General features: G+C 65.4%; 26 protein-coding genes and 1 pseudogene. 8 read left to right on the top strand and 19 right to left on the bottom strand.

All coding sequences use genetic code 11. The annotated features are described in order from the left end of the window. Window positions 1-83: 83 nt before the first annotated feature. A pseudogene (locus FBY31_RS15785) lies at window positions 84-263 on the top strand (DUF3040 domain-containing protein); the annotation flags it as partial. Here FBY31_RS15785 and FBY31_RS15780 read toward each other — a convergent pair. Together FBY31_RS15780 and FBY31_RS15775 are read right to left on the bottom strand one after the other, a co-directional pair. Next, complete coding sequence (locus FBY31_RS15780) at window positions 219-1,409, bottom strand: DMT family transporter (protein ID WP_442858183.1); 1,191 nt, start codon at window positions 1,407-1,409, stop codon at window positions 219-221. The pseudogene FBY31_RS15785 and the gene FBY31_RS15780 sit on opposite strands and share 45 nt — an antisense overlap. Further along, window positions 1,406-2,002, bottom strand: coding sequence for a TetR/AcrR family transcriptional regulator (locus tag FBY31_RS15775; RefSeq protein ID WP_142042989.1), 597 nt, complete (start codon window positions 2,000-2,002; stop codon window positions 1,406-1,408). The genes FBY31_RS15780 and FBY31_RS15775 overlap by 4 nt, the downstream gene beginning before the upstream one ends. 135 nt (window positions 2,003-2,137) lie before the next feature. Between FBY31_RS15775 and FBY31_RS15770 the strand changes: the two genes are divergently transcribed. Then, on the top strand, window positions 2,138-2,992 hold the full coding sequence (locus tag FBY31_RS15770) for an SDR family NAD(P)-dependent oxidoreductase (RefSeq protein ID WP_235013083.1): 855 nt from the start codon (window positions 2,138-2,140) through the stop codon (window positions 2,990-2,992). A gap of 69 nt (window positions 2,993-3,061) precedes the next feature. On the opposite strand, the gene FBY31_RS15765 is transcribed toward FBY31_RS15770, so the two are convergent. The 6 genes from FBY31_RS15765 to FBY31_RS15740 form a co-directional block, all read right to left on the bottom strand. Beyond that, window positions 3,062-3,502 (bottom strand): SRPBCC family protein, encoded by a 441-nt coding sequence (locus tag FBY31_RS15765; protein WP_142042986.1) that lies wholly within the window; start codon window positions 3,500-3,502, stop codon window positions 3,062-3,064. Window positions 3,503-3,597: 95 nt separating this feature from the next. Then, the gene (locus tag FBY31_RS15760) at window positions 3,598-3,861 is read right to left on the bottom strand and encodes a hypothetical protein (RefSeq protein WP_142042983.1); all 264 of its coding nucleotides are present in this window, start codon (window positions 3,859-3,861) and stop codon (window positions 3,598-3,600) included. A 74-nt stretch (window positions 3,862-3,935) separates the two neighbouring features. Beyond that, window positions 3,936-4,427: an RpiB/LacA/LacB family sugar-phosphate isomerase gene (locus FBY31_RS15755; RefSeq protein ID WP_142042980.1), complete on the bottom strand. Its 492-nt coding sequence runs from the start codon at window positions 4,425-4,427 to the stop codon at window positions 3,936-3,938. After that, window positions 4,424-6,175 (bottom strand): dihydroxyacetone kinase family protein, encoded by a 1,752-nt coding sequence (locus FBY31_RS15750; protein WP_142042977.1) that lies wholly within the window; start codon window positions 6,173-6,175, stop codon window positions 4,424-4,426. The genes FBY31_RS15755 and FBY31_RS15750 overlap by 4 nt, the downstream gene beginning before the upstream one ends. A 43-nt stretch (window positions 6,176-6,218) precedes the next feature. After that, window positions 6,219-6,992 carry an SDR family NAD(P)-dependent oxidoreductase gene (locus tag FBY31_RS15745; RefSeq protein ID WP_142042974.1) on the bottom strand — a complete coding sequence of 258 codons (774 nt, stop codon included), beginning with the start codon at window positions 6,990-6,992 and terminating at the stop codon, window positions 6,219-6,221. Window positions 6,993-7,090: 98 nt separating this feature from the next. Continuing rightward, window positions 7,091-7,915 carry a sugar phosphate isomerase/epimerase family protein gene (locus tag FBY31_RS15740; protein ID WP_142042971.1) on the bottom strand — a complete coding sequence of 275 codons (825 nt, stop codon included), beginning with the start codon at window positions 7,913-7,915 and terminating at the stop codon, window positions 7,091-7,093. A 202-nt stretch (window positions 7,916-8,117) separates the two neighbouring features. On the opposite strand from FBY31_RS15740, the gene FBY31_RS15735 reads away from it, so the two are divergent. From FBY31_RS15735 to FBY31_RS15715, 5 genes are all read left to right on the top strand, one after another. Continuing rightward, window positions 8,118-9,455: an MFS transporter gene (locus tag FBY31_RS15735; RefSeq protein WP_142042968.1), complete on the top strand. Its 1,338-nt coding sequence runs from the start codon at window positions 8,118-8,120 to the stop codon at window positions 9,453-9,455. 35 nt (window positions 9,456-9,490) lie between these two features. Continuing rightward, complete coding sequence (locus FBY31_RS15730; RefSeq protein WP_142042965.1) at window positions 9,491-10,387, top strand: transketolase; 897 nt, start codon at window positions 9,491-9,493, stop codon at window positions 10,385-10,387. Beyond that, window positions 10,384-11,415 carry a transketolase family protein gene (locus FBY31_RS15725; RefSeq protein ID WP_142042962.1) on the top strand — a complete coding sequence of 344 codons (1,032 nt, stop codon included), beginning with the start codon at window positions 10,384-10,386 and terminating at the stop codon, window positions 11,413-11,415. Before FBY31_RS15730 ends, FBY31_RS15725 begins: the two co-directional genes overlap by 4 nt. A 111-nt stretch (window positions 11,416-11,526) precedes the next feature. Beyond that, complete coding sequence (locus FBY31_RS15720; protein ID WP_142042959.1) at window positions 11,527-12,186, top strand: GntR family transcriptional regulator; 660 nt, start codon at window positions 11,527-11,529, stop codon at window positions 12,184-12,186. A 93-nt stretch (window positions 12,187-12,279) separates the two neighbouring features. Further along, window positions 12,280-12,732 (top strand): DapH/DapD/GlmU-related protein, encoded by a 453-nt coding sequence (locus tag FBY31_RS15715; RefSeq protein WP_142042956.1) that lies wholly within the window; start codon window positions 12,280-12,282, stop codon window positions 12,730-12,732. Between the two features lie 116 nt (window positions 12,733-12,848). Here FBY31_RS15715 and FBY31_RS15710 read toward each other — a convergent pair whose 3' ends face one another. From FBY31_RS15710 to arfA, 11 genes are all read right to left on the bottom strand, one after another. Then, window positions 12,849-13,865 (bottom strand): urease accessory protein UreD, encoded by a 1,017-nt coding sequence (locus FBY31_RS15710; RefSeq protein ID WP_442858182.1) that lies wholly within the window; start codon window positions 13,863-13,865, stop codon window positions 12,849-12,851. Beyond that, the gene (gene ureG, locus FBY31_RS15700) at window positions 13,862-14,479 is read right to left on the bottom strand and encodes an urease accessory protein UreG (RefSeq protein WP_142042953.1); all 618 of its coding nucleotides are present in this window, start codon (window positions 14,477-14,479) and stop codon (window positions 13,862-13,864) included. Before ureG ends, FBY31_RS15710 begins: the two co-directional genes overlap by 4 nt. A gap of 28 nt (window positions 14,480-14,507) precedes the next feature. After that, complete coding sequence (locus FBY31_RS15695) at window positions 14,508-15,173, bottom strand: urease accessory protein UreF (RefSeq protein ID WP_142042951.1); 666 nt, start codon at window positions 15,171-15,173, stop codon at window positions 14,508-14,510. 240 nt (window positions 15,174-15,413) lie between these two features. Then, window positions 15,414-15,893 (bottom strand): urease accessory protein UreE, encoded by a 480-nt coding sequence (gene ureE, locus FBY31_RS15690; RefSeq protein WP_142042949.1) that lies wholly within the window; start codon window positions 15,891-15,893, stop codon window positions 15,414-15,416. A 28-nt stretch (window positions 15,894-15,921) separates the two neighbouring features. Next, window positions 15,922-17,679, bottom strand: coding sequence for an urease subunit alpha (gene ureC, locus FBY31_RS15685; protein ID WP_142042947.1), 1,758 nt, complete (start codon window positions 17,677-17,679; stop codon window positions 15,922-15,924). Beyond that, a complete protein-coding gene (locus FBY31_RS15680) occupies window positions 17,676-18,035 on the bottom strand; it encodes an urease subunit beta (RefSeq protein WP_142042945.1) in 360 nt (119 codons plus the stop codon). The genes ureC and FBY31_RS15680 overlap by 4 nt, the downstream gene beginning before the upstream one ends. A 10-nt stretch (window positions 18,036-18,045) precedes the next feature. Next, window positions 18,046-18,348, bottom strand: a complete 303-nt coding sequence (locus FBY31_RS15675) for an urease subunit gamma (RefSeq protein ID WP_142042944.1) — start codon at window positions 18,346-18,348, stop codon at window positions 18,046-18,048. A gap of 254 nt (window positions 18,349-18,602) precedes the next feature. Beyond that, window positions 18,603-19,154, bottom strand: a complete 552-nt coding sequence (locus FBY31_RS15670; RefSeq protein ID WP_142042943.1) for a cysteine hydrolase family protein — start codon at window positions 19,152-19,154, stop codon at window positions 18,603-18,605. 63 nt (window positions 19,155-19,217) lie between these two features. Beyond that, window positions 19,218-20,222, bottom strand: a complete 1,005-nt coding sequence (locus FBY31_RS15665) for a LacI family DNA-binding transcriptional regulator (RefSeq protein ID WP_142042942.1) — start codon at window positions 20,220-20,222, stop codon at window positions 19,218-19,220. Window positions 20,223-20,323: 101 nt separating this feature from the next. Next, entirely contained in the window at window positions 20,324-20,905 is a 582-nt protein-coding gene (locus FBY31_RS15660) for an HhH-GPD-type base excision DNA repair protein (RefSeq protein WP_200833382.1), read from the bottom strand. A 90-nt stretch (window positions 20,906-20,995) separates the two neighbouring features. Then, the gene (gene arfA / locus FBY31_RS15655) at window positions 20,996-22,486 is read right to left on the bottom strand and encodes an arabinosylfuranosidase ArfA (protein ID WP_142045435.1); all 1,491 of its coding nucleotides are present in this window, start codon (window positions 22,484-22,486) and stop codon (window positions 20,996-20,998) included. A gap of 416 nt (window positions 22,487-22,902) precedes the next feature. Here arfA and FBY31_RS15650 point away from each other — a divergent pair, with 416 nt between their 5' ends. Continuing rightward, the gene (locus FBY31_RS15650) at window positions 22,903-23,955 is read left to right on the top strand and encodes an ANTAR domain-containing protein (RefSeq protein ID WP_142042938.1); all 1,053 of its coding nucleotides are present in this window, start codon (window positions 22,903-22,905) and stop codon (window positions 23,953-23,955) included. Window position 23,956 lies beyond the last annotated feature (1 nt).

The following is a 23,956-nucleotide window of genomic DNA, read 5'->3' as shown; positions in this document are numbered from 1 at the left end:
TGCTGGCCGGACCCTTGACGGAGCACGGCGAGGCTCCTACCGTCAATATCGATAGTCCCGATTGAGATTTCAAGGGCGTGGCAATGCCAATGTCCGAAGAGGAGCGGAGGCTCCTCAAGGAGCTGGAGCTCGGGCTGATAGCCGACGATCCCCACCTGGCGATGGAACTGCTGTCCGGTTACCCATCGCGTCGGTTCAGGGCAGGGGTCTACTACGGTTCAGCCGCGGGCTTGCTGGGCCTTGTGCTCTTTATTGCCGGTGTCAGCGGCCACATCGTCGGAGCCGGCATCACCGGATTCCTCCTGCTGGCCCTGGGCACCTGCCTCGTGCTGGGCAAGCGCACGATCAATCGCCGTGGACGGCATGGACAGGCGGACTAATCCTCCGCCCCCTTCCTGCTCCCCCTGCCCTGAAGCACGTGGAAGCAGGAAAACCAGCCCCGCCAGGACGGCGGCCGCTCCGATCCACCCCGCCGTCGGAAGGCGCTCCCCCACCACCAGGACGGCGAGAACTGCTGCCACCACCGTTTCAACCAGGGAAAGGCCCGTGGCGGTGCTCGCGCGGATACGGGCCAGGCCCCACCCGAACAGGACGTACCCGGCAAACATCGGGACGATGGCCATGTAGGCCCCGACGCCGAAATTCGTCCAGGACTCGGTGAGCGGACGGCCCGTAAAGAAGAGAACGGGCATCAGCAGCACCCCGCCCGCCCCGAAAACCATGCCCATGGTGGCGCGCGAGGACACACCACCGCCAATCAAGCGGTGGGCAGCCCAGGAGTAGACGGCATACGTGGTGCCCGCAACCAGGCCCAGCAGTATTCCCGCTGGCGCAGCCCATGTGCCCAGGCCGAGCCCGGCGCCACCGCCAGCGACAGCGACAGCGACACTGGCATCGGGCCGGTGGCCGGCAACGGAAAGCAACACGGCGCCGCCGACGCCGAGCAGCGCCCCGGCCAGCCACCGGCGGGTGAGCGGCTTCTGGTCGGCAAAGCGCTCGATGACCGCTGCGGCCACAGGGGCTGAACCAATGGAAACCATGGTTCCCACGGCGACGCCGGCAAGATGCATCGAGGTGTAAAAGGCCAAGGGATAAACCGCAACGGCCAGCGCTCCCAACGACACCAGGGGCCATTGCTCCACAAGCCTCCGCCATTGCCTGCGGATCGGCTTTGCTGCGTACAGGGCCTGGAGCAGACCACCCACTCCCATCGCCACAGCACCAATGGCAAGGGGGCTCGCTGCCGGGGCCAACGTGGCAGCCGTTCCGGTGGTACCCCACAGGACCGACGCGGCCAGCACAAAAACAGCACCCCAACGCGGCCCGGACAGGTGGCCGGTCCCGGGTATGCGGCCTTTTCGCCGGTGCCTCCGAAACCGCAGGGAGGAGCCGCCGGTGGAAGCCGTCACAGCCCCGCCAGAATCTGCTCGGCAATCGTTCGGCCCTCCAGCAGGCGGACGTCCCCGCCTTCGAGTCCCGCCCGGACCATGGCACCCTCCAGGATGAAGGCCAGATGAGCGCCAAGCCGGGCGCGGCGTTCGTCTTGCCCCGGGAGCAACTCCGCCAGGTGCCCGGCCAAGAGCGCCTCAACTTCTTCCTTATGGCGCCGGACCGCCAGCCGTCCCGGACTGCCGGCGGGCAGCTCTGCCGCCGCGTTAAGCAATCCGCAGCCCCGGAATCCATGCTCGTAGGCGAAGTGTGCGTGATCCACGTACGCATCAAAAACGGCCAGCACCCGTTCCCGGGAGCCGGCAGCGCTGTCCACACGGGCCTGATACAGGCCGAGCCATTCCTCATGCCGGGCTTCGAGGTAAGCAGCCACCAGGTCCGACTTGGAAGCGAAGTTGTTGTAGAGGCTCTTTTTTGCCACTCCAGCCTCCGCCGTAATGGCGTCGATGCCGGTGGCACCGACGCCTTGGGCATAAAAGAGCCGTGCGGCGGCGTCGAGCAACAGTTGCCGGGCGCGCTTCTTTGTTGGCGGAGATACGTCAGCCGCGGACATCGGAGCCCCTTCCCTGGCGGTAGGTAGCCCAGTCTACCTACCAAATCCCGCTGTTACCGTTCTTTCCTGACTTGCGGTGATAGAAGCCCCTCGTGAGGCGTAATCTGAAGGCGTTTCAGCGGCGAGGAGGCGGCTATGGGTGCAATGGATGGGCGTCTTGCGCTCGTGACCGGTGCGACTGGTGGGCTGGCGAAGGTCGTGGCTGCGGGGCTGGCACGCGAAGGGGCGGCAGTTGTCGTCGTCGGACGTTCCATTGCCCGGGCTGAGGAAGCCATGGAATGCATCCGCACACAGGTGCCCGGCGCCAGGCTCGAGCCGCTGGCCTGCGACCTGTCGATCCAGTCCTCCATCCGGTCGGCGGCGTCGGACTTCCTGTCCCGACACGAACGGCTGGATGTACTGGTCAACGCGGCGGGCGTGTTCCGGAAGGAACGCCACGTGACTCCCGACGGGATCGAGCTGACTTTCGCGACGAACGTGATGGCTTATTTCCTGCTGACCAACCTGCTGCTGGATGCACTAAAACGCGGGGCGGGCGCCCGTGGAGATGCACGCATCGTAAACATCGCTTCCAGGTACGGCAAAACCAGGCTGAATTTCGACGACCTCCAGACGGCGAACGGTAAGTACAGTTACCTTCGCTCCACGCCGCCCACCATGCTGGCCCGCGTCCTCCTCACCCAGGAGTTTGCCGAACGGCTTTCCGGAACCGGGGTGGTGGCAAACGCCGTCCATCCCGGGCTGGTCAAAAACACAAACCTGTTGGCGGACGTCGGCGGCCCGTTCCGCTGGATCACCAATACCTTTGGCGCCCCCGCGGAAAAAGCCGCCGACACCGCAACCTGGCTTTCCAGCGCACCCGAAACCGCCGGGGTTTCGGGAAAGCTGTGGGCAAAGCGGAAGGAGCTTCCGACGCCGGGAATGGGATCGGATCCCGAAGCGCGCCGGCGGTTGTGGGAGGCGTGCAGCCGGCTCGCAGAACTTTCTTGAATTCCCACCGGCGCCTGCTCAGCCACCTGGGCAGGTCACCTGCGTCAGGCACCTCAACGGCGCAGGGTTTTAGGCCCGGGCGCGCGAGTTGAGAGTGTCCCTGATTCCGTTCAGTGCCGGGTCCCGCAACGACATAAACGCCGGCTTCAGGAGCGGCTGGATGATCTTGGCCGGCCCTTTGATGCTGAACTCGGCAGTGTATTTGACCACCGAGCCGCCCCCGGCAGGACTAACGTCGATGGAGTCGAAAGCTGTTACGGTCTTGTTCTCGCCACGGAGCTTGATGTGGTTCTCCGTCAGTTCGATGACCTCATATTCGAGGGACTGCCGCTTCCCCCGGAACTCGGACTCTGCGTGGTACCGGTGCCCTACAGCCACCGGGCCAGCGGTCAGTTTGTCCATGACCGGGGTGCTGGGATCCCACTCGCTGGTGTTCTCGAACTCCCGCATGTAGGCGAAGGCCTGGTCGGCGGGCAGTTTTGTTTCCACGCTTCCGGTGACTGTGATCATCACCCCAGTGTAGGAATCACGCCGCCGGAAACCTACCCCTTCCGAGCACGGTCAGGAATGCCGGCCATCTTGGCCGTTCCCCATCAGTGTCACCATCAGCGGCGGGGTGCAGAGAGTTGCACGGCCGCCATCTTGAAGCACAATTTTCCGTTTAACTCCTGCGGGCTGATCCACACCTCAAAGCCCTCCGCGGCAGTAAACAGGGCCCTGCCACCGCCGGCGTCTGCCGCGATCCACAGGGCTGAGGAATCCTCCATGGCGTCGTCCACCACGCCGGTCCGGACAGTCTCGAAGTCCTTTCGGACCTCGACGGGCGTTCCAATGAGACGGCACCAGTCATGGTAGCGGTACGGTTTCATCGGCCTGTTCCAGCCATTTCCCTGTTTCGACCGCACTTTCCCGGCCATGTCATTATTCCAACCCGTCCGGCCGGTCAGCAGGTTTCGAAGTCCGTCAGAACCTTGACCTTGCCCGCTGAGGCGGAAGCCGGGTCGAAGGTGTAGCCGATCCACTCCCTGGCCAGCCGGCGCGCGAGTTCGATGCCCACTACACGCTGGCCCATGGTGACGACCTGGCAGTCGTTGGAAAGGATGGAACGTTCCACGGAAAACGAATCGTGGGCGGCGGTGGCCCTGATTCCTTCGACTTTGTTGGCTGCGATGGCTACCCCGATTCCAGTGCCGCAAAAAAGAATCGCACGATCCGCGGCGCCGTCCCGGATCATTTCCCCGGCAGCGATCCCCACGTACGGGTAGGGTCTGGTGAACTCCTCCCGGGCATCACTGCGGTTCACGCCGATGTCGATGACCTCGCTGACCCGCGGATCCTGCCGGAGGTCCTCCAGCACGCGGTCCTTGTAGTCAACACCTGCTTCGTCGGCGCCGACAATGAGTCGAAGTCCCACGGATTGTCCTTCCCTGCTCATGATTCAGCTCCAACGGTTTCTTTTACTGCCGGCAGGGCGGTGAAATGCGACCCCATAACGGCGAACACCATGGCCAGCGACGTGGCGCCGGGGTCCGGCGTTCCGAGGCTTTTTTCGGCCAGCGGGCGGGCGCGGCCCTTCAGGGGCAGCAGGCCTGCGGTGGCCGCGGCAGCTTCCGTGGCGCGCACGGCCGACTCCTGCCACGCGTTGCCGGACGGCTGGCCCTCCGCCACGAGGCGGCTGAAGCTGGCAGCAAAGGGCAGCAGGGCGTCCACCATGGTTTTGTCGCCGGTTTCCGCCTTGCCCAGCTGGACGATCCGGTCCGCAAACGCCGTCACTGCCACGGCAAGTTCCAGTGCATCGGGGGCGCCGGTATTCCCCACGCATTCACCGAAGGCCCGCAACCCGGCGCCCCAGAGGACACCTGAGGTTCCGCCTGCCTTGTCGGCCCAGGCGTCGCCGGCTGCAGCGAGCACGTCACCGGCCCCGCCCCCTTGCCCCAGGACGATGGAAGCTGCGGCGGCTGCGGCATCAATTCCACGGACCATCCCCCGGCCGTGGTCGCCGTCGCCTGCGACCGCGTCCAGCCTGCCAAGTTGCTCCTCGGCATCGTGGATCGAGGACTTGGCTGCTTCCAGCGCCGCAACACAGGCGCCGGCATAATCCCGGGAGCCTGCCGTGGCATCGAACGCGGCAAGGTCCGCGCCGCCGTCGAATGTTCCTTCAGCCGCCAACGCACCTGCCTCCCGGGACGTGTTTCCGCGGCGGTAGGCGGGTGTCTCCGCAGGAGCAGTCCACAGCGGCTCGAGCTCCCCGTCAAGCCAGGTGACCGTGAGCGAGACGCCGGCCATGTCCAGGCTGGTGACCAGCTCGCCTACCTCGGGCATCACCAGGGTGTAGCCGGCGCCGCGGAGCAGCGGGGCCACCGTTCCCCACAGCACGAAGAGCTCTTCGTGCTTGGTGGAACCCAGCCCGTTGAGGATGACGGCGATCCGTGTCCCGGCACCCTCCGGCGTCTCCGCCAGCAGCCGGGTTACCAGCTCCCGGCCCAGGTCCTTCGCAGACGGCAGGTCGGTGTCGAGGAGTCCCGGCTCGCCGTGGATCCCGAGGCCCAGCCCCATCTGCCCGTCCGGAAGCGAGAACAACGGGGAGGAAGCGCCCGGGAAGGTGCAGCCGGAGAAGGCGCTGCCGATAGTGCGGGTGCGGGCGTTGGCCTTGCGGCCCAGTCGGACGACGTCGGCCAGGTCCGAGCCAGCTTCGGCGGCGGCGCCCATGATCTTGAAGACCGTGAAGTCGCCGGCGATGCCCCGGCGTTTGTCCGCTTCCGACGGCGGAGCGCTGGCGATGTCGTCCGTAACCAGTACGTTCTCCACCGCGACGCCCTCGGCCGCCAGCCGTTCGCTGGCCATGCCGAAGTTCATCACGTCGCCGGCGTAGTTGCCGTAGGTGAAAACGACGCCCGCGCCGGACTCTGCGGCTTTGGCCACGGCATATGCCTGCTGGGCGGAAGGAGAGGTGAAGATGTTGCCCACTACTGCCCCGTCCGCAAGTCCCTGCCCGATCAGGCCCGCGAAGGCCGGGTAGTGCCCCGATCCGCCGCCGGCCAGGACAGCCACCTTGGGCTGCACGGGCCGGCGGCTCCGGACGGCACCGCCCGGAACGCGGCGGACCAGGTCAGAGTGGACGTCGCAGAAGCCGGCCAGGGCTTCCTCGGCGAAATCTGAGGGGTCGTTGAAGATCTTTGTCATTATGGGCTCTCTGGCATCCGTGGTTTCTTGGGGCGCGGGACTTTTAGTGCAGGTGGCTTCCGCCGTTGATGTCGACGGTGGTGCCCGTGAGGTAGGCCGAGTCCTCGGAAGACAGGAACGTGATCACGGCTGCCACTTCCTCGGTGGTGGCGTTGCGGCCCAGCGGGATGCCGGCGTTGATCGCCGCTTCCTGCTCCTCGGTGCTGCCCACGCGGATGTTGGTGTCCACGGCGCCGGGCGTGATGGCATTGACGGTGACGCCGGTGGTGCCGAGCTCGCGGGCCAGGGCCTTGGTGAAGCCGAGGATGGCGGCCTTGGCGGCGGAGTAGGGGACCTTGCCGAAGACGCCGCCGCCGCGCTGGGCGGAGACTGAGGACATGTTGACGATCCGGCCCCAGCCGTTCTCGATCATGTCCGGCAGGAAGGCCTTGGTGACAAGGTAGGTGCCGGTGGCGTTCACGTCCATCACCTTGTGCCACAGCTCAAGGGTGGTCTCGAGGAACGGAAGCGGGGAGGTGATGCCGGCGATATTGGCCAGGGCACCGACGGGAGGCAGGTTCCCTGCGGCGACCTCCGCGGCGACGGCTGCCTGGGCGGCCGTCACGGAGGCCTCGTTGGCGACGTCGATTTCGTGGCCGAAGGCAGGAACGTTGAACTCGTTGCCGATCTCGGCGGCAACCTTTGCGGACTTCTCGCCATCGAGGTCCAGGATGACCACGGCCCAACCCTGGCTGGCGTAGCGGCGGGCTGTGGTGAGGCCGATGCCCCGGTCCGAGGTTGCCCCGGTGAGGACGGCGGTGCGCTGGATGGTGGTCATGATGCTCCTTGGGTTTTGTTCAGTGTGGTGGGTTGGATCGATTGCTCCGCAGGCGCCGTTTTGAGGGGTCAAAAGGGCAGTTAGGCAGCAATCGAGGGTCAGATGAGGTCGGTAATGAAGCTTGCCGCTTTGGCTGCGGCAGCCGGCCGTTCGTCGTGGGTGACGTCCCGGGTTTCCAGCTCCAGCGAGAAGTGCCCGGCGTAGCCGTCTGCCGCGAGCCGCTTCAGCCCGCCGGCAAAGTCAGTGTTGCCGTTGCCGATGCTGAGGTTAATGTTCCCCGGCACGGCGTCCCGCAGGTGGACGTGGGAGATGCGCCCGCGGTGCCGCTTGAGGTACTGCAGCGGGTCCTCGCCGGCCGCCACGATGTGGCTGAAATCCATAACAATTCCGACGCCGGATCCCGCCAGCCGGTCAGCCAGCAGTCCCGCGCGTTCCAGGTTCCAGCAGAACCGCAGGAAGTGCAGCGACTCGGTCCACAGTTCGACGCCGAACCCCGCAGCCCGTTCGTGTGCCTGGATGAGTTGCCCGGCGATGGTGTCCAGGTCCTCCCCCACGCTCCGGACGGGGGCATGGTCCAGTGCGCCGCAGGGCAGCACCAGCGCCCTGGCTCCGGTGTCAGCCGTCAGGGTGAGCAAGGCGTCCAGGTGCCGCTGCCTCGCTGCCCGGCCGTCGCCGTCGAGCACTGCATTAAGGTCCCCGATGTCGCCGTTCACGGAGCGCACCCGGAGCCCGGATGCAGCAACCTGCGTGGAAACAGTGGCGACGGCCACCGGGTCGAGGTTGTAGGGGACGTGGTCGCAGACGCCCGGAAGGGCACCCAGGTCAATCTCCTCGAACCCCAGTTCGCTCATGGTTCCCAGGGCAGCGATGAGCTCCTGGTGGCGGAAGCTGATGGATGAGCACCCGAGTCTGGAATGGAACATCATTGATCCCTTGGTTCTGTAGTGCGCGGCTCATACCGAGCGGTAGTGATGAGGACCACAGTAGACTGACGCAGTGTTGACAGTCAACCTCCAGAGTCGACTGTTGACACCGGTCATGATCCGCGTCACACTGGGTCTATCATTTGTTAACGGTCGACAGCGGCCTACCCCCAATGACGCCGCTCTCCGAAAGGGAACCACCATGAGCAAAGATGCTCTGACTATGCGCGGGCCGGTCCACGGCACCAAGGACGCCAGGCGCGTCGCCATCGGCTCCGGTGTGGGCGCAGTGATCGAGACGTACGACTTCATCGGTTTCGGCACCGCTGCTGCGCTGTATTTTGGAACCGCCTTCTTCCCCACGGGCGATCCCGTCACCGGCACCCTGGCTGCCTTCGCCACCCTGGGTGTGGGCTTCGCCGCCCGCCCGCTGGGCGGCATCATCGGCGGACACCTCGGTGACAAGGTAGGCCGCAAGCCTGTGCTGGTCGCCTCGCTGATCCTGATGGGCGTGGCTACGTTCCTGATCGGCCTGCTCCCCACCTACAGCCAGGTGGGCCTGCTGGCTCCGGCGCTGCTGGTGTTCGTCCGCATTGTCCAGGGCCTGGCCTTTGGTGCCGAATGGGGCGGCGCCATCCTGATGAGCTACGAGCACGCGCCGTGGAAGTCCAAGGGCAAGTTCACCGGCATCGTCCAGGCCGGCTTCCCGGTAGGCCTCCTGCTGGCCAACCTGGTCTTCCTGGTCAGCGTCAACCTCGGCGGCGAGCTCGCCTGGCGCGTTCCGTTCCTGGCCAGCATCGTGCTGGTGGTGGTGGGCCTGATCATCCGTGCAAAGGTTCCGGAAAGCCCCGTCTTCGACGAGGTCAAGGACAGCGGCGACATCGTGAAGTCTCCCATCATTGAGGTCATCAAGACGGACTGGCGCAACATCGTCCGCGGCATCGGCCTGCGCGTCGCCGAAACAGCCGGCTACGCCGTGTCCATCACGTACATGATTTCGTACCTGCACACCGAAAAGCTGGCGGACAAGAGCGAGACCCTCATCGCCCTCTGCATCGCCTCAGCCATCGGCATCTTCGCCACCATGGCCTGGGCCCGCCTGACTGACAGGATCGGCCGCCGGCCGCTGTACATCTGGTCCTGCGCCTTCGCCGTACTCTTCGCGGTTCCCATGTTCCTGCTGGTGAACACCGGGCTGTTCATCTTCATCATCGCCACGGTCGCCATCTCCTACGCCGTCTGCCAGAACTCGCTCGCCGGCGCCCAGGGCTCCTGGTTCCCCGAGCTGTTCCAGGCGAAAACCCGCGCCTCAGGTGCTTCCCTGGCGTACCAGATCTCCGCCATGGTGTCCGGCTTCACCCCGTTCGTCACCACCCTGCTGTTCGTCAGCTTCGGCTGGATGGGCCCGGCACTGCTGTTCGGCCTGTACGCCGCCATCGGGCTGTGGTCTGCTGTAGCCACCCGCGAAACCTGGGGAAAGCGGGAACGCCAGCTGGCTGACGAAGCCACCAAAAGCACCCCCAACACGGTAAGCGTCTAATGACCCTCACGCACGAAACGAACACGGAGCATGCAATGCCAACGGATACCGTCCAGACCCCGGCTGTGGAAAGCCAGATGGCCCAGGACCGCATCGGGAAGACCAGCGCCGCCGCCTACCGGATCCGGCACCACGCCCTGAACATGGGCGAGGTCCAGGGCCAAGGCTATGTGGGCCAGGCCCTGGGCGCCGCGGACATGCTCGCCACCGTCTACGGTGACCAGCTCCGGTTCAAGGCAGAAGATCCGCATTGGGAAGCCAGGGACAGGTTCCTGCTCTCCACCGGCCACTACGCAATCGGCCACTACGCGGCGCTGGCCGAAGCCGGGATCGTCCCGGTCGAAGAGCTGGCAACTTACGGTTCGGACGATTCCCGCCTGCCGATGTCCGGGATGTCCACCTACACTCCCGGCATGGAAATCTCCGGCGGCTCCCTGGGACACGGCCTGACCATCGCCGTCGGCATGGCCCTGGGCCTGCGCTACCAGGGCTCCAACGCCCGGGTGTTCAACTTCCTCTCCGACGGCGAACTGGACGAGGGCTCCACCTGGGAAGCGGCCATGGGCGCCCACCACCACCAACTCGGGAACCTCACGGCGATGGTGGACATCAACGCCCTGCAGGCGGACGGCAAAACGGACACGGTGCTGCGCACCGAACCCGTCACCGAAAAGTGGGAATCGTTCGGCTGGTACACCCAGCGCGTGGACGGGAACGACGTCGGCGCGCTGCTGGCAGCGTTCGACAACGCCGCAGCCCAGGCCGCCGCCGTCGGACGTCCCTCGGTGATCCTGTGTGACACGAAGGTGGGCCGCGGCGTACCCCTGCTGGAGAACCGCGAGAAGGCGCACTTCATGCGCATCGAAGAACACGAATGGCAGACCTGCCGCGAGCAGCTCACGGCCGGATACGAAGGAAAGGCTTCAGCATGAGCACCACCACCACGGCCGTTTCGGCACCTGCAGCCATTGCAACAGCGGCCAAGCCTAAGCTGAAGACCTCGGCCATGATCGCCTCCTTTGCCGATCCCGGCCAGAAGACCAGCTCCGCGCCGTTCGGGCACGCGCTGGTGAAGGCCGCGCAGGAGAACGACAAGATCGTGGGCCTGACAGCGGACCTGGGCAAGTACACGGACATGCACATCTTCGCCAAGGCCTTCCCTGAGCGGTTCTTCCAGATGGGCATGGCCGAACAATTGCTCTTCGGCGCCGCCGCCGGCCTGGCTGAAACCGGGTTGGTGCCGTTCGCGTCCACCTACTCGGTGTTCGCCGCCCGGCGCGCCTACGATTTCCTCTGCCTGGACGCGGCCGAACCGAACCTGAACGTGAACATCGTGGGCGGACTGCCGGGCCTGACAACCGGATACGGTCCCAGCCACCAGGCCACGGAGGACATGGCGATCTTCCGCGGCATGCCCAACCTGACCATCGTTGACCCCTGCGACTCAGTGGACATCGAGCAGGCGGTCCCCCAGCTGGCAGCTTCGGAGGGACCAACTTACCTGCGCCTGCTCCGCGGCAATGTCCCCACCGTTCTGGACGAGTACGGCTACACGTTCGAACTGGGCAAGGCCAAGGTGCTGCGCGGCGGCAACGACGTTGTTTTCATCTCCTCGGGCCTGATGACCATGCGCGCCCTGCAGGCAGCCAAGGCCCTCGCGGCACACAACGTGGACGTCGCCGTCGTGCATACCCCCACCATTAAGCCGTTCGACGCCGAAACCGTCCTCGCCCAGATCAACACCGACCGGCTGGCCGTCACGCTGGAAAACCACTCCGTGGTGGGCGGCCTGTTCGAAACCGTGGCCTCGGCCGTCGTCACCGCCGGAGTGGGCAAGCGCGTGGTCCCGGTCGCCCTCCCGGACCAGTTCCTGGACGCCGGCGCACTGCCCACACTGCATGACCGCTACGGCCTGGCCGTGGACAGGATCGTCGCGAAGGTCCTCGCCGAACTCGGCTAGGTCTGATCGATGCAGAAGCACGGTACCAGGTCCCGCCCGGCGCCGTGCTTCTGCCGTATTATCGAAACTACGACTGTAAACAGTCGACTTAGAACATTGAGGACAGACACCATGGCCGGAGTGACAGCACCGCTGCTGGGACTGCAGAAGAAAAGCCTGCGCGAGCAGGCGCTCTCGGCGCTGAGGACCGCCATCACCAGCGGTGAGCTGGAACCTGGCCGGCACCTGGTGGAGACCGAACTTTCGGACATGCTGCAGATCAGCCGCGGCACCCTCCGCGAGGCACTTCGGCAACTGGAGCAGGAAGGCCTGCTGTCAGCCGGGCCCCGTGGCAGGCTTTCGGTCCGCCACCTGGATGAAAAGGAAATCCGGGACATCTACGCTGTCCGCGCCGCGCTGGAATCCCTGGCCGCCCGGACGCTGTGCGAGCTGCCGGACCGGCAGCATGTCATTGGTTCCCTGCGCTCAGCCATCGATGGGATGAAGGCGGCGGAGAAGGCAGGCCTGCAGGAGCGCGTTGAATCGGACCTGGAGTTCCACCGCACCCTGTGCCGGCTCACGGAGAACGAGACCCTGCTGCACACATGGGAATCGCTGGAAGGCTCCATCCGGATGTCCATCATGTTCGCCGGGCTGGAGAAGGGCGTCAAAAACATGAGCGTGGACCGCCACCATGAAATCGTTGCGGCGATCGAAACCGGTGACGCATCCCTGGCCCGCAAGACCATTCGGGCACACATGGACACTGCCGCTGCCAACCTGGTGGCGTAGCCTGCCGTCCTTCGCATTTCGCGGGAATCCCTTTGAGTTGTGGACCGTTAACTGAGTGTGCGGAAGAGTCCGCGCCTTCAAGCGAGGGATTGAATGAACGCGAAGTTTGTATCAGTTGAAGACGACGCCGGGAAGGTCACCCGCTATGCCCGCCATGCCAACGGCGGCGGGCTTATCGCTCCGGGCGCCACAGTCGCCGACAGCGCACGCATCGGTCCGATGACGTATGTAGAGTACGGCGCCCGGATCGGCTCGGGGTGCCGGGTTGGGCACGGCAGCTGGATTGACCGCGATGCGACCATTGGCGAGCGCGCGGTGATCGGTGATGGCGTGCGGATCGGCCGTGGGACGGTGATCGGAAGCCGGGTGCATATCGGGAGCCACTCGCGGATTGGCTCCAGCGTCCTGATTGAACATGGCGTCCACCTGCACACGGATACTACAGTTCCCGACGGCGGTCACGTCCCAATGGATCCGGGCGTGCGAGTCCGGGACCAGGCGAAGAACCGGCCGCACCGGAAGAGCAAGGGCCGGATGGCGGCCTGAGCCTGCCGGCAGGGCGGAGGCTCCTGCCCGGCTGGGCACCGCCCCCGTGCCCGCTTGCTTCGCCCCTTCTTATGGTCTGGAGCCACCCGTCAGCCGCCCCTTCAACGCCGCAGTCATCAGTGCTTCCTCAGGTTCAATGGCTCCTGCCCGTACCACCGCTTGCGGAGGAGGGCTGTGCAGGCGCCAAGCAGGAGGTTCAGTTCTCCGGTGCTGTTGGAAAGCGAGCGCAGGACCAGTCCGGTGGTTCCTTGGACGGTGCGGGTCAGTGAAATTCCGGTCAAGGCATCGTTTTTCGACGTCAAGTGGTGCAGCTCATCGGCGAGCGCCTGGTCCACACGGGGGTCGGCAACAATCAGGGACCCGAGGTGGCTGAACCCCTCCATGAACCCCAGCCCTGTGACGTCCCCCGACGGCGGCCGGATCAGCAGGTTGTCGAGCGCCATGACCCGGGTGCCTTCGTCCGCCTCAACATGGATCGCGTTCCGGAGCCGCACTTCCTCGTACCGGAAGGCCGCCCCGTCCGGAGACCACCCCGGAGTCACCACTTCAGCCATCACCAGGCTCGACGACGGCCGGACCGTCACGGAGGTCAGTTGCCGGTAGCTGGCCTCCCGGTAGGCGATGAGCTGGTCCGGCATGAGCTCCAGCCGCGCCCCCTCCCCCAGCCGAACAACCATCCGTTGCTCAGCAAAAGACCCAGGAGTCCGATAAACCTTGGTAGCGGACTGGGTGGTGAACACCAAAGAGGCCCCGTCCTGGACCTCCACATCCAACAAATAGAGATCAGCACCCAGATAAGCCCCGCCTGGATTCACAACGACATAGCAAACCTGCCCCGAGTCATCAAGGTAATGCGGCCGCAAAACCCGCAGAGCGCCCTCATGAAATTGCCGGGACGCTATGGAACGCCCACCACGTTCACCGATAACGAGCTCAAGCACGCCTCGAGGCGACTCAACCGCAGAGGCGGCGGAGCCGGGTGTAAGGGGCCGCGGCGTGGTGGGCCTCGTGGGGGGCCCACTGCCGCGAGGGCCCCGACTCGAGCTTGCGAGCGTTGGGGGCGGCTGGGGACGGGCACGGCCCCTTACATCCGGTGAAGCCGCCGGAGTCGCGGGCGCCGCCGTCGTGCTCATGTGGCCAGATCAAGCATCAGGACATCCCGGCGCACCCAGTCGATGACGGCGTCGAGCCCTTCGTCGGTCTTGAGGTTCGTGAAGCAGAAAGGTTTGTTGCCCCTGAATTCCCGCGAATCCCGCTCCATGACCTTCAGGTCTGCGCCAACATGTGGTGCGAGGTCGGTTTTGTTGATGATGAAGAGGTCGGACTTGATCATGCCTTGGCCGGCTTTGCGGGGAATTTTCTCGCCTTGGGCCACGTCGATGATGTAGATGGAGAAGTCGACGAGTTCGGGGCTGAAGGTGGCGGAGAGGTTGTCGCCGCCGGATTCGACAAAGATGACCTGCAGGTCGGGGTGGCGGGCTTTGAGTTCCTCGATGGCGGCGGTGTTCATGGAGGTGTCTTCACGGATGGCGGTGTGCGGGCAGCCGCCGGTTTCGACGCCGATGATCCGGTCCACGGGGAGGACGCCGTTGGCGGCGAGGATTCTGGCGTCCTCGATGGTGTAGATGTCGTTGGTGATGGCGGCCATGGAGATTTCGCCGCTCATGTGCCGGGTGAGGCGCTCCACGAGTTGGGTCTTGCCTGCTCCAACGGGTCCGCCGATGCCGATCTTGATGGGTTCGCTCATTGTTTCCTCCTTGAATTCAAAAGCACAGCTAGCTCATGAACATCCGGGCACGTTGCCGTTCGTGCCGCATTTGCGAAATTTCGAGTCCGGGGCTGACGGCACCGAAGTCGTCCGCCGCCAGGTGCGGGATCCGCTCGGCGGCGGCAGCGACGTCGTCGGCCGCTTGCCTGAGGAGACGCTGGCCGGCGTTCTGGCCCAGCGGGATGGCGCGGACGGCGTTCTGCGTCAGGGACGTGGCGGTGGCGAAAAGGTAGGCGGCGAGCGCCTCCTGCAGCGGCACGCCGAGTGAAAGGGCAACGACGGCGAACGCCAGCGGCTGATGCCCGGCGGCACGACCGGTGGTCACCATGTCCCGGTACAGCTCCAGCTCAGGCGAAGGAAAAACCTCAGCACCGATCTCCAACAGCCGGAGCCCCATCTTGACGGAGGCCTCCCGAACCTGCCGGGCCAAAAGGGAAGCAGAGAGCAGCGCATCGAGCTCCCCAACATCAGCACCCTCATACAAAAACCGAATGGCCAACCCATCCGAATAGGTCAACTGCTGCCCGATAAAAGCAGACAGCCACACCCGGAACGACGCCTCATCACGAACAACACCGGCATCGACGTAGCCCTCAAATCCAAGAGAGTGCGCAAAAGCCCCAGTAGGCAAAGCGGAATCAGTAAGTTGCTGCAAAGCAAGCTGATAGCTCATGACAAGCACCTCGACGAAAGGTGCCCTTTTGGATCGGCGGAGGCGGGTGATAGGGGCCGCGGCGTGGTGGGCACCGCGAAGCGGGCACGGCTCCTATCACCCGCTGAAGCCCCCGCGACCGCAACATGGGTTTCGACAGGCTCAACCACCGGATGGGCCAACGCACCCTGGGTTTCGACAGGCTCAACCACGGGATTAGCCAACGCACCCTGGGTTTCGACAGGCTCAACCACCGGAGTGCTAGTGCGAGTGCTCAGCATGGCGGAAAGGCACAGGCATGACGCGGTCCTGGCGGGAGTAGGGCACTGAGTTGTGGCGGAGGTAGTCCTCGACGGTGTGGTCGTAGGCGCACACCATGACCTCGGCCCCGTACTCGGACGCCGAGTCAAAGAACTGGGCCTGGAGATGCCGGTTGCCGAGGGAGTGCGCCACGACGCCCATCTCGTGTACGGAACGGGGCGCGATCACGAGCACATCGGTGGGCAGCACGGACACCACGATCATGTTGGACTCTTCCACGTGCAGGATGTCGCCGTCGCGAAGGTCGCCGGAACCCGGGGGCAGCCGGATGCCGATCTCCTTGCCGTGGTCGGTGGTGGCGCGCTGGATCCGTTTGACCAGCTGGGCGCTGGGCAGGACCACTTTTTCCTGGTGCAGGTGGGCGTAGGCGTGGGGATCCGGCAGTTCGTGCAGGTTGCCGAGGACTTTTTCGATGATCACGTGGTGCTCCGAATTTGGAAAAGAAGTTCTAGAACAGGAAGTAGCGCTGGGCCATGGGCAGGACATCGGACGGCTCGCAGGTGACGTCTTCGCCGTCCACCGTCACCTGGTAGGTTTCCGGGTCCACCTGGATGTCCGGCGTCGCGTCGTTGTACTTGAGGTCCGCTTTGGTCAAGGTGCGGATGCCCGAGACGGGCCGGATGACTTTCTCAAGCCCCAGCTCGTGGGGTACGCCGGCCTCGATGGCAGCTTGGGACAGGAACGTGATGGAGCACTGCTGGACTGCTTTGCCGAACGAGCCGAACATCGGGCGCATGGTGCGGGGCTGCGGGGTGGGAATGGAGGCATTGGCGTCGCCCATGAGCGCGTAGGCAATCTGGCCGCCCTTGAGCACCAGCTCCGGTTTCACGCCGAAGAAGGCCGGATCCCACAGCACCAGGTCCGCGAGCTTGCCCACCTCCACCGAGCCCACGGAGTCCGCGATGCCCTGGGCGATGGCCGGGTTGATGGTGTACTTGGCCACGTAGCGCTTGAGCCGGAAGTTGTCGCTGGCTGCGCCCAGGCCCGCCGCGGAACCGTGCGCTCCGGCTGCTTTGTCCCCCCGGGGGTCCTGCAACACCCCGCGCTGCCTCTTCATCTTGTCCGCCACCTGCCACGTGCGGGTGATCACCTCGCCCACCCGGCCCATGGCCTGGGAGTCCGATGAGGTGATGGAGAAGATTCCGAGGTCCTGCAGCACGTCCTCCGCGGCGATGGTCTCGGCCCGGATCCGGGAATCGGCGAAGGCCACGTCCTCGGGGATGTCCGGGTTGAGGTGGTGGCAAACCATCAGCATGTCCAGGTGCTCTTCAATGGTGTTGCGCGTGTACGGAAGCGTGGGGTTGGTGGACGCCGGCAGAACGTTGGGCATCCCGGCGATCTTGATGATGTCCGGCGCGTGGCCGCCGCCGGCGCCTTCGGTGTGGAAAGTGTGGATGACGCGGCCGTTGATGGCGCGGATGGTGTCCTCCACGAAGCCGCACTCGTTCAGCGTGTCGGTGTGGATGGCCACCTGGACGTCGTACTCGTCCGCCACGGTCAGGGACGTGTCTATCGAGGAGGTAGTGGACCCCCAGTCCTCGTGGACCTTCAGGCCAATGGCGCCCGCGCGGATCTGCTCGGCCAGGGGTTCGACGGCGGACGCATGGCCCTTGCCCAACAGGCCGATGTTCACGGGGAATCCCTCAGCCGCCTGCAGCATCCGCTGGATGTGCCACTTTCCCGGAGTGACGGTGGTGGCCTTGGTGCCTTCGGCCGGGCCGGTGCCGCCGCCGATCATGGTGGTTATGCCGCTGGCCAGCGCTGTGGGGATCTGGTCCGGGGAGATGAAATGGATGTGGGTGTCCACGCCGCCGGCGGTGAGGATCTTGCGTTCTCCCGCGATGATTTCGGTGCTGGCGCCGATCACGATGTCCACGCCATCGGTGATCTGCGGATTGCCGGCCTTGCCGATCCTGAAGATGTGCCCGTCCTTCAGCGCGACGTCCGCCTTGCAGATGCCGGTGTAATCCAGGATCACCACGTTGGTGATCACGGTATCGGGGATGTCCTCGTCGCGGACCGCCTGGCCGTTCTGGCCCATGCCGTCGCGGATCACCTTGCCGCCGCCGAACACCACTTCCTCGCCATAGACCGTGAGGTCCTTCTCGATCTCGAGGAACAGTTCGGTGTCCGCCAGGCGGATCGCATCACCGGCAGTCGGGCCGTAAAGATCGGCGTACTGCCGCCGGGGAATCTCGAAGCTCACTGGGCAGTCTCCTTCGCGTCTTGGCCGGGGCCGCCGGACTCCAGTCCGCGCAGCAACGGCCCGTTGACGGCGTTGCTCAGGCCGTGCACCTCGCGGCTGCCAGCAAGTTGGATCAGCCGCACGTTCCGGGAGTCCCCCGGTTCGAACCTGGCAGCGGTGCCGGCGGGTATGTCCAGCCGGCGGCCGTAGGCTGCTTCGCGGTCAAAGGCCAGCGCGGCGTTGGCTTCGGCAAAGTGGAAGTGCGAGCCCACCTGGACTGGCCTGTCGCCGGTGTTGGTGACGACGACGTCGATCGCCTCCCGGCCGGCGTTCGCCGTCACCGATTCAAGGCGGAGGATGTACTCTCCTGGAATCATGGCCTGCCCTTCAGCGGATGGGATCGTGGACGGTGACGAGCTTGGTGCCGTCCGGGAAGGTTGCCTCGATCTGCACGTCGTGGATCATTTCCGGCACGCCCTCCATCACGTCCTCCCGGGCCAACAGGGTGGTGCCGTAGCTCATCAGCTCCGCAACGGTGCGGCCGTCCCGGGCACCCTCGATCAATTCGTAACTGATGATGGCCACGGCCTCGGGGTAGTTGAGCTTGAGCCCGCGGGCCTGGCGGCGTCGGGCCAGATCTGCGGCCACTACGATCAGAAGCTTTTCCTGCTCACGTGGCATGAGATGCATAGAGGTCCCTTCAACGGACAGCCGACGGTGTGCTGCCCACCTTAGGTTGTGGACGTTTCAGCCACGTTTCAAACTCATTATGCGCGGCTCTCCACTACCGGGGCAGCAACCTGTGGCGCTGGGATTCCCCAGATTTCACCCAGCGCAAAGGGAGGACGACGGCGTTTTGCCGGGACACGCCGTCGTCCGTCCTTAAAGGTGGGAAGACTCAGCGGCCTGGGCTGAGCGGGAAGGCTCCCCGGCAGCGGAGGAACTCAGCTGCTGAGCCGGGCGAGGATCTCCTCCGTGGACTGGACGGGCTGGCGGTAGGTGCTGGACAGGATCCGCAGCATGTCCGCCGCGTCCTGGCTGTCCTCGGAGGCCATGGCTTCCTTCGCATAGGTGACCCGGATGTTGTGGGCGAAGGCGTCGGCGCCGGTCTGGGCGATGCAGTTGTCGGTGGAGACGCCGGCGAGCACCACCTCACCGGCACCCCAGTTGCGGAGGCGGGACAGCAGGTTGGTGCCCACAAAGGCGCTGTCGCGTGTCTTGTTCAGCTGGGGCAGGCCGTCGATGGCCAGCCCGGGCACAGCCTCGGCCTGCTTGCTGCCGCGGAAGATAAAGCCCTGGTCGTCGTCGAGCATGTTCAGCGTCCAGGTGGATTTGTCGCGTTCGTGCTCGGTGCCCACCATCAATGCCTTGTGCCCGCCGGCCTTGAACGCCTCAAGCAGCCTGTTGCAGGACCTGACCAGGTCCTCCTGCCGGGCTGCCAGTTCCGGCGCCTCGAAGTACGCGTTCTGCATGTCGATGACAAGAAGGGCAATCATCCAAGCACCTTTCCTCGTTAAGCTCGTCCCGAAAGACGTACCCTGCCGCCCGCCAGGCGAAACCTACGGCGCGGATTCGCGGACCTGCAGCTGGAACCCGGCTTCCACGTGCACGCCCTGGTCCGCCGTTTCATGCCCTTCGATCCTGTCGATAAGCAGGGCGATGGAACGCTCAGCGATCTCGGCCATGCCGGGTGAAACCGTGGTCAGGGAGGGCGAGGCAAACCGGGCCTCGTCAATGTCATCAAAACCGGCCACCGCCACCTGCTGCGGCACCTTGACGCCGCGGATGAGCAGCTCGTGCATGGCTCCAAGCGCGATGGCATCATTCAGCCCGAACACCGCATCGCATTCGACGCCGCGGTCAAGCAGGCCGGCCACGCCGGCTGCTCCCCCGTCGCGGCGCCATTCACACGGGGCGATCAGTGCGGGATCGAAAGGGATCCCTGCCTTGTCCAGTGCGCTCCGGTAGCCGTTAAGCCGCAGCCCCGCGCTCCCGGCGGACTCGTCCGGATCGGCGCCAATGACCGCAATCCGACGGCGGCCGCCGGCAACCAGGTGCGCGGTCAGCGCCGCCGCGGCTTCCTCGTTTTTCATGGTGACCAGATCAAACCGGGGATCGAGGATGTGTTCGCCCAGCATCACCAGCGGTTTGTTGCCCAGGCGGCCGGCAATCGCGTCCGCCTCCATGACCAGGGGGGTGAACAGCAGGCCGTCGGTGAGCTGCCGGAACGGCCCCTGCAGGGCGTTCAGTTCCACGTCCGCCACGGCGTCGGACTGCTCCACCAGGACCCGGTACCCCCGCTGCGATGCGGCCTTCATCAGCCGCGAAGCCAGCTCGGCATAATACGGGGCAGAGAGGTCGGACAGGACCAGGCCCAGCATGCGGGTCTTGCCGGAGCGGAGGCTGCGCGCGGTCAGGTTGGCCTCGTAGCCCAGCTCGGCGATGGCGTCCTGGACCCGCTGCTTGGTGGCAGGACGGATGAATTCGTAGTCATTGAGGACGTTGGAGACCGTCTTCAGCGACACGCCCGCTGCCCTGGCAACATCGTTCATGGTGATCGCCATGGTGGCTCCTTCTCGTGGTTCCGCCTGTTCCTGCCATACATCGTTGCAGAAGATGCAGCTTTGGCGGGAACCCGCGGTGGGATTGGCGCAGAAGCAGCCGGTCAGTCCTTTGCTTTCGCCGCCTTCGCCGCGGCTTTGGCCGCCTGCTTGCTGGCGCGGACTTTCACGAGGGACCCGGGATCAACGATGTCGGCGACGGAGAGGAACGAACCTTCCTCGCCGTAGTGCCCGGCGGCCTCCCGCCAGCCCGGCGCCTGCAGGCCACACTGCTTGCCCAGCAGGGCCAGGAAAATTTTGGCCTTCTGCTCCCCAAAGCCAGGCAGTGCCTTGAGCCGGCGCAGGACCTCGGCGCCGTCCGGGTTGCCCTTGGTCCAGATCGCGGTGGCGTCCCCGTCCCATTCGTTCTCCACTGCTTCCGCGAGCGCCTGCACCCTTGCCGCCATCGAGCCCGGGAAGCGGTGGACGGCAGGGCGTTCCTTGAACATCTCCACGAAGGCCTGCGGCTCCTGGGACGCGATTGCAGCCGGCGCGATGGACCCGATCCTGGTCCGGATTTTCTCCGGACCCGCGAACGCCGATTCCATGGTCACCTGCTGGTCCAGCAGCATGCCCGTCAGCAGCGCAAAGGCGTCCTCACTCAACAACTTGTCCGCGGCGGGATCCCCCGTGATGTGCAGTTCCATGCCGTCAATCCTCCCAGAGGTTGGCAGGTGCGTCAGCGGGGCGCCGCAGTTTGCTTCCGGCGCCCCGCTGAGGCTGTCTTCCCGCGCCGGCTACTGGCCGGCAGCGAGCCGGATCATGGACCAGGACACCGGCGGAAGCTCGGCGGTGAGGCGGCCGCCGCCGGCCTTGACCGAGACGTTCTCGGCCGGCAGGACGGAGGTTGAATCATCCGCGGTGGCCTGCCAGTAGGGGTCCTTGTTCGCGTACGTGACAGCCTCCACCACCTGCACGTTGCCCAGGCCGGACACCGCGGCCTCAAGGCCGAGCACGTCCGTGGCCGAGCGGTTGACGGCGAACACTACCGCCTCGCCTTTGTCTGCGTCATAGGTCGCGACGGCGGACACGGCGGCAAAGTCGGCGGTCTTGCCCCCGCTGACCAGCGGGGATTCGACGGCGAGCTGCAGAACGGTTCCGGAAGCGTGGCGGGAGGTGAGCGCGAACGGGTGGAACGTTGTCTGCTTCCAGGCGCGGCCGCCGGGCTCGGTCATGATGGGGGCGATCACGTTGACCAGCTGTGCCAGGCTGGCGGAGTGGACGCGGTCAGTGTTCTTGAGCAGGGTCACCAGGAGGTCCCCGACGACGACGGCGTCCGCCACCGTGTAAGTGTCCTCCAGCAGGACGGGGGCAACCGGCCAGTCCCTGCCCGTCGGCGCCCGGGACTCGTCGCGGCCCATGTGCCAGACATTCCACTCGTCAAAGGAAATATTCACCTGCCTGGTGGACTTCTTCACCGACTTCACGTGGTCGATGTGGCTCACGATGTCGTGGATGAAAGTTTCCATGCGGTGGCCGGCGGACAGGTGTTCCTGCAGGTCACCGAAGTCCTCGAAGTACTGGTGCGCCGAGATCAGGTCCACCAGCTCGTAAGTCTCGGAAAGGACCACCCGCTCCCATTCGCCAAAGGTGCTCATGGTGGGGCCGGAGCTTCCGCACGCCACCAGCTCGAGGTCGGGTTCGATCATGCGCATGCCCCGGGCGGTGTCCGCAGCGAGCCTTCCGTACTCCTGTGCGTTTTTGTGCCCGATCTGCCAGGGGCCGTCCATCTCGTTACCCAGGCACCACATCTTGATGCCGTAGCCGTTCTCCGCCCCGTTGGCCCTGCGCTGGTCCGAAAAGGCCGTGCCGCCGTCAATATTGCAGTACTCCAGCAAGTCCAGCGCCTCCTGGGTCCCGCGGGTGCCAAGGTTCACCGCCATCATGGTTTCGACACCGGCCTTGGCAGACCACTTGGCGAACTCGTCCACACCCACCAGGTTGGGGTCCGTGGAGTGCCAGGCGAGGTCGAGCCGGACGGGGCGCTTGTCCGCAGGGCCCACGCCGTCCTCCCAGCGGTAGCCGGATACGAAGTTTCCGCCCGGATAGCGCACAGTTGAGACGCCGAGTTCGCGCGTCAGCTCCAGCACGTCACCGCGGAAACCGTCCGGGTCCGCCGTAGGGTGTTCCGGCTCGAAGATGCCGGTGTAAACACAGCGGCCGAGGTGTTCCACAAAGGCACCGAAGGTACGTCGGCGGACGGGTCCCACCGTGAAGGCGGGGTCCATGGTGATTTTTGCCGCTACTGATCCTGGTGCGGCAGGTCCTGCTGCCGGCGATTCGGATCCGGCGGGTCCGGTTGATCGGTTAGGGGCGGTGGATTCTGTTGTTGCCACGAAAACGTCCTCGTTCCATATTATTTACAACGTTATAGAAATATTGTTGATGGTCCCGGGGCTTGAGTCAAGCGCCCTGCCCGCGATCGTCCCCGCACACGCGCCCGGCGGGCTCCGCGGGCCACACTCCGTTCACCTGCGGCAACACCGAAAACAGGGCAGCGGGAGGAAAACCAAGTAGTACCTAATCTCAAAAACAAGTACCGGTTACGCGTTCACCGGGAACGGCGGCGCAACTAGGTTTTTCTCAGAGACAAGACGGGTTCGGGCTCACGGTACTTGGCTCACGAGGGGGAGTGAGACTGGCAATGCACGCACAATACGCAAACTCCGATTTCCCGGGCCGGCGCGCCCGGGCACTAAGCGGGGCCGGCGACGAGGAGGCCTTTGAGACCAAGGCCTCTCCCCCAGCCGTCGCCGGCCCTCTGACTTCCCAACAAGGCCCCCTCCACCACCCGCACGGGCCCGCCACACATGGAAGTCCGCCACGCGGACGTGCTCCGCAGGCCAATGCCACACCGGGAACGGCCGCCGCGGGCAACACCGCGCCGGGAACGGCCGCATCCGGGAATGCGCGGCAACCCGCGGCATCGGGCTCCCACAACGGAAAGCCGAGCGGAATCCTGCTGGACCTGGTGACCGGCGCCGAAACGCTACTCGACTCCCTTGAACTGCTGGCAGCTGCATCAGCCCGGGCTGTTGTGGGCACGCCAGGCCTGGTGATCGAATGCGGCGTGGTGGTGCGGCAGGCGAAGAGGGCACCGGTCATCACCGGAACGTCCGAGGAAGTCATCCGCCTCCTGCAGTGGGAGCAGGAGAAGGGCGAAGGGCCTGTCAGCGACGTCCTGGCCGGCGGACATCCCGTGGCCGTGCTGCAGAGGACCGGCGACTTTCGCTGGCCCCGGTATTGCCGGGAGCTACAGGCGGCCAACCTGGGCAGCGTCCTGGGCATGCGGCTCCGCCTGGACCAGGACAACGGGACACTTAGCGACGATGCCATCCCCGTCCGCGAAACCACCGCAGCCCTCGCGTTCTTTGCCCAGGATGCCAAGGCGTTTCCACTCCAGGTGATCTCGGAGGCCCGCTCCTTCGCCGGCCTGGCCGCGAAAAGCCTTCAGATGGCCCTGGACCTCCACAACGCCAAGTCCGCTGCATTGGATTTGCGGCTCGCCCTGGACAGCCGTACGTCCATCAACGTTGCCTGCGGCGTGATCATGGCGCAAAACAGGTGTTCCTACCACGAGGCGTTTTCAATCCTCGCCCGGGCGTCCAGCCACCGCAATATCAAGGTGCGCCTGGTGGCGGAGGACATCCTCGAGCGGTTGCCCGAGGGCCCTCCGCGGGCGCACTTCGGCCACTAGT

Source organism: Arthrobacter sp. SLBN-100 (assembly GCF_006715305.1).
GTDB lineage: Bacteria > Actinomycetota > Actinomycetes > Actinomycetales > Micrococcaceae > Arthrobacter.
Note: the sequence above shows the minus strand (reverse complement) of the source record. Positions and strands in the feature narration are given on the sequence as shown.

Excerpts from the sequence above, each read along its gene's own strand:
- FBY31_RS15725 (WP_142042962.1), top strand. The coding sequence starts at position 10,384 with ATGAGCACCACCACCACGGCCGTTTCGGCACCTGCAGCCATTGCAACA.
- FBY31_RS15770 (WP_235013083.1), top strand. The coding sequence starts at position 2,138 with ATGGGTGCAATGGATGGGCGTCTTGCGCTCGTGACCGGTGCGACTGGT.
- FBY31_RS15710 (WP_442858182.1), bottom strand. The coding sequence starts at position 13,865 with ATGAGCACGACGGCGGCGCCCGCGACTCCGGCGGCTTCACCGGATGTA.
- FBY31_RS15720 (WP_142042959.1), top strand. The coding sequence starts at position 11,527 with ATGGCCGGAGTGACAGCACCGCTGCTGGGACTGCAGAAGAAAAGCCTG.
- FBY31_RS15750 (WP_142042977.1), bottom strand. The coding sequence starts at position 6,175 with ATGACAAAGATCTTCAACGACCCCTCAGATTTCGCCGAGGAAGCCCTG.
- FBY31_RS15730 (WP_142042965.1), top strand. The coding sequence starts at position 9,491 with ATGCCAACGGATACCGTCCAGACCCCGGCTGTGGAAAGCCAGATGGCC.
- arfA (WP_142045435.1), bottom strand. The coding sequence starts at position 22,486 with ATGGACCCCGCCTTCACGGTGGGACCCGTCCGCCGACGTACCTTCGGT.
- FBY31_RS15755 (WP_142042980.1), bottom strand. The coding sequence starts at position 4,427 with ATGAGCAGGGAAGGACAATCCGTGGGACTTCGACTCATTGTCGGCGCC.
- FBY31_RS15660 (WP_200833382.1), bottom strand. The coding sequence starts at position 20,905 with ATGGAACTGCACATCACGGGGGATCCCGCCGCGGACAAGTTGTTGAGT.
- FBY31_RS15695 (WP_142042951.1), bottom strand. The coding sequence starts at position 15,173 with ATGAGCTATCAGCTTGCTTTGCAGCAACTTACTGATTCCGCTTTGCCT.
- FBY31_RS15735 (WP_142042968.1), top strand. The coding sequence starts at position 8,118 with ATGAGCAAAGATGCTCTGACTATGCGCGGGCCGGTCCACGGCACCAAG.
- FBY31_RS15670 (WP_142042943.1), bottom strand. The coding sequence starts at position 19,154 with ATGATTGCCCTTCTTGTCATCGACATGCAGAACGCGTACTTCGAGGCG.
- FBY31_RS15765 (WP_142042986.1), bottom strand. The coding sequence starts at position 3,502 with ATGATCACAGTCACCGGAAGCGTGGAAACAAAACTGCCCGCCGACCAG.
- FBY31_RS15775 (WP_142042989.1), bottom strand. The coding sequence starts at position 2,002 with ATGTCCGCGGCTGACGTATCTCCGCCAACAAAGAAGCGCGCCCGGCAA.
- FBY31_RS15715 (WP_142042956.1), top strand. The coding sequence starts at position 12,280 with ATGAACGCGAAGTTTGTATCAGTTGAAGACGACGCCGGGAAGGTCACC.
- ureG (WP_142042953.1), bottom strand. The coding sequence starts at position 14,479 with ATGAGCGAACCCATCAAGATCGGCATCGGCGGACCCGTTGGAGCAGGC.
- FBY31_RS15760 (WP_142042983.1), bottom strand. The coding sequence starts at position 3,861 with ATGAAACCGTACCGCTACCATGACTGGTGCCGTCTCATTGGAACGCCC.
- FBY31_RS15650 (WP_142042938.1), top strand. The coding sequence starts at position 22,903 with ATGCACGCACAATACGCAAACTCCGATTTCCCGGGCCGGCGCGCCCGG.
- FBY31_RS15740 (WP_142042971.1), bottom strand. The coding sequence starts at position 7,915 with ATGTTCCATTCCAGACTCGGGTGCTCATCCATCAGCTTCCGCCACCAG.
- FBY31_RS15665 (WP_142042942.1), bottom strand. The coding sequence starts at position 20,222 with ATGGCGATCACCATGAACGATGTTGCCAGGGCAGCGGGCGTGTCGCTG.
- FBY31_RS15675 (WP_142042944.1), bottom strand. The coding sequence starts at position 18,348 with ATGCATCTCATGCCACGTGAGCAGGAAAAGCTTCTGATCGTAGTGGCC.
- FBY31_RS15745 (WP_142042974.1), bottom strand. The coding sequence starts at position 6,992 with ATGACCACCATCCAGCGCACCGCCGTCCTCACCGGGGCAACCTCGGAC.
- FBY31_RS15680 (WP_142042945.1), bottom strand. The coding sequence starts at position 18,035 with ATGATTCCAGGAGAGTACATCCTCCGCCTTGAATCGGTGACGGCGAAC.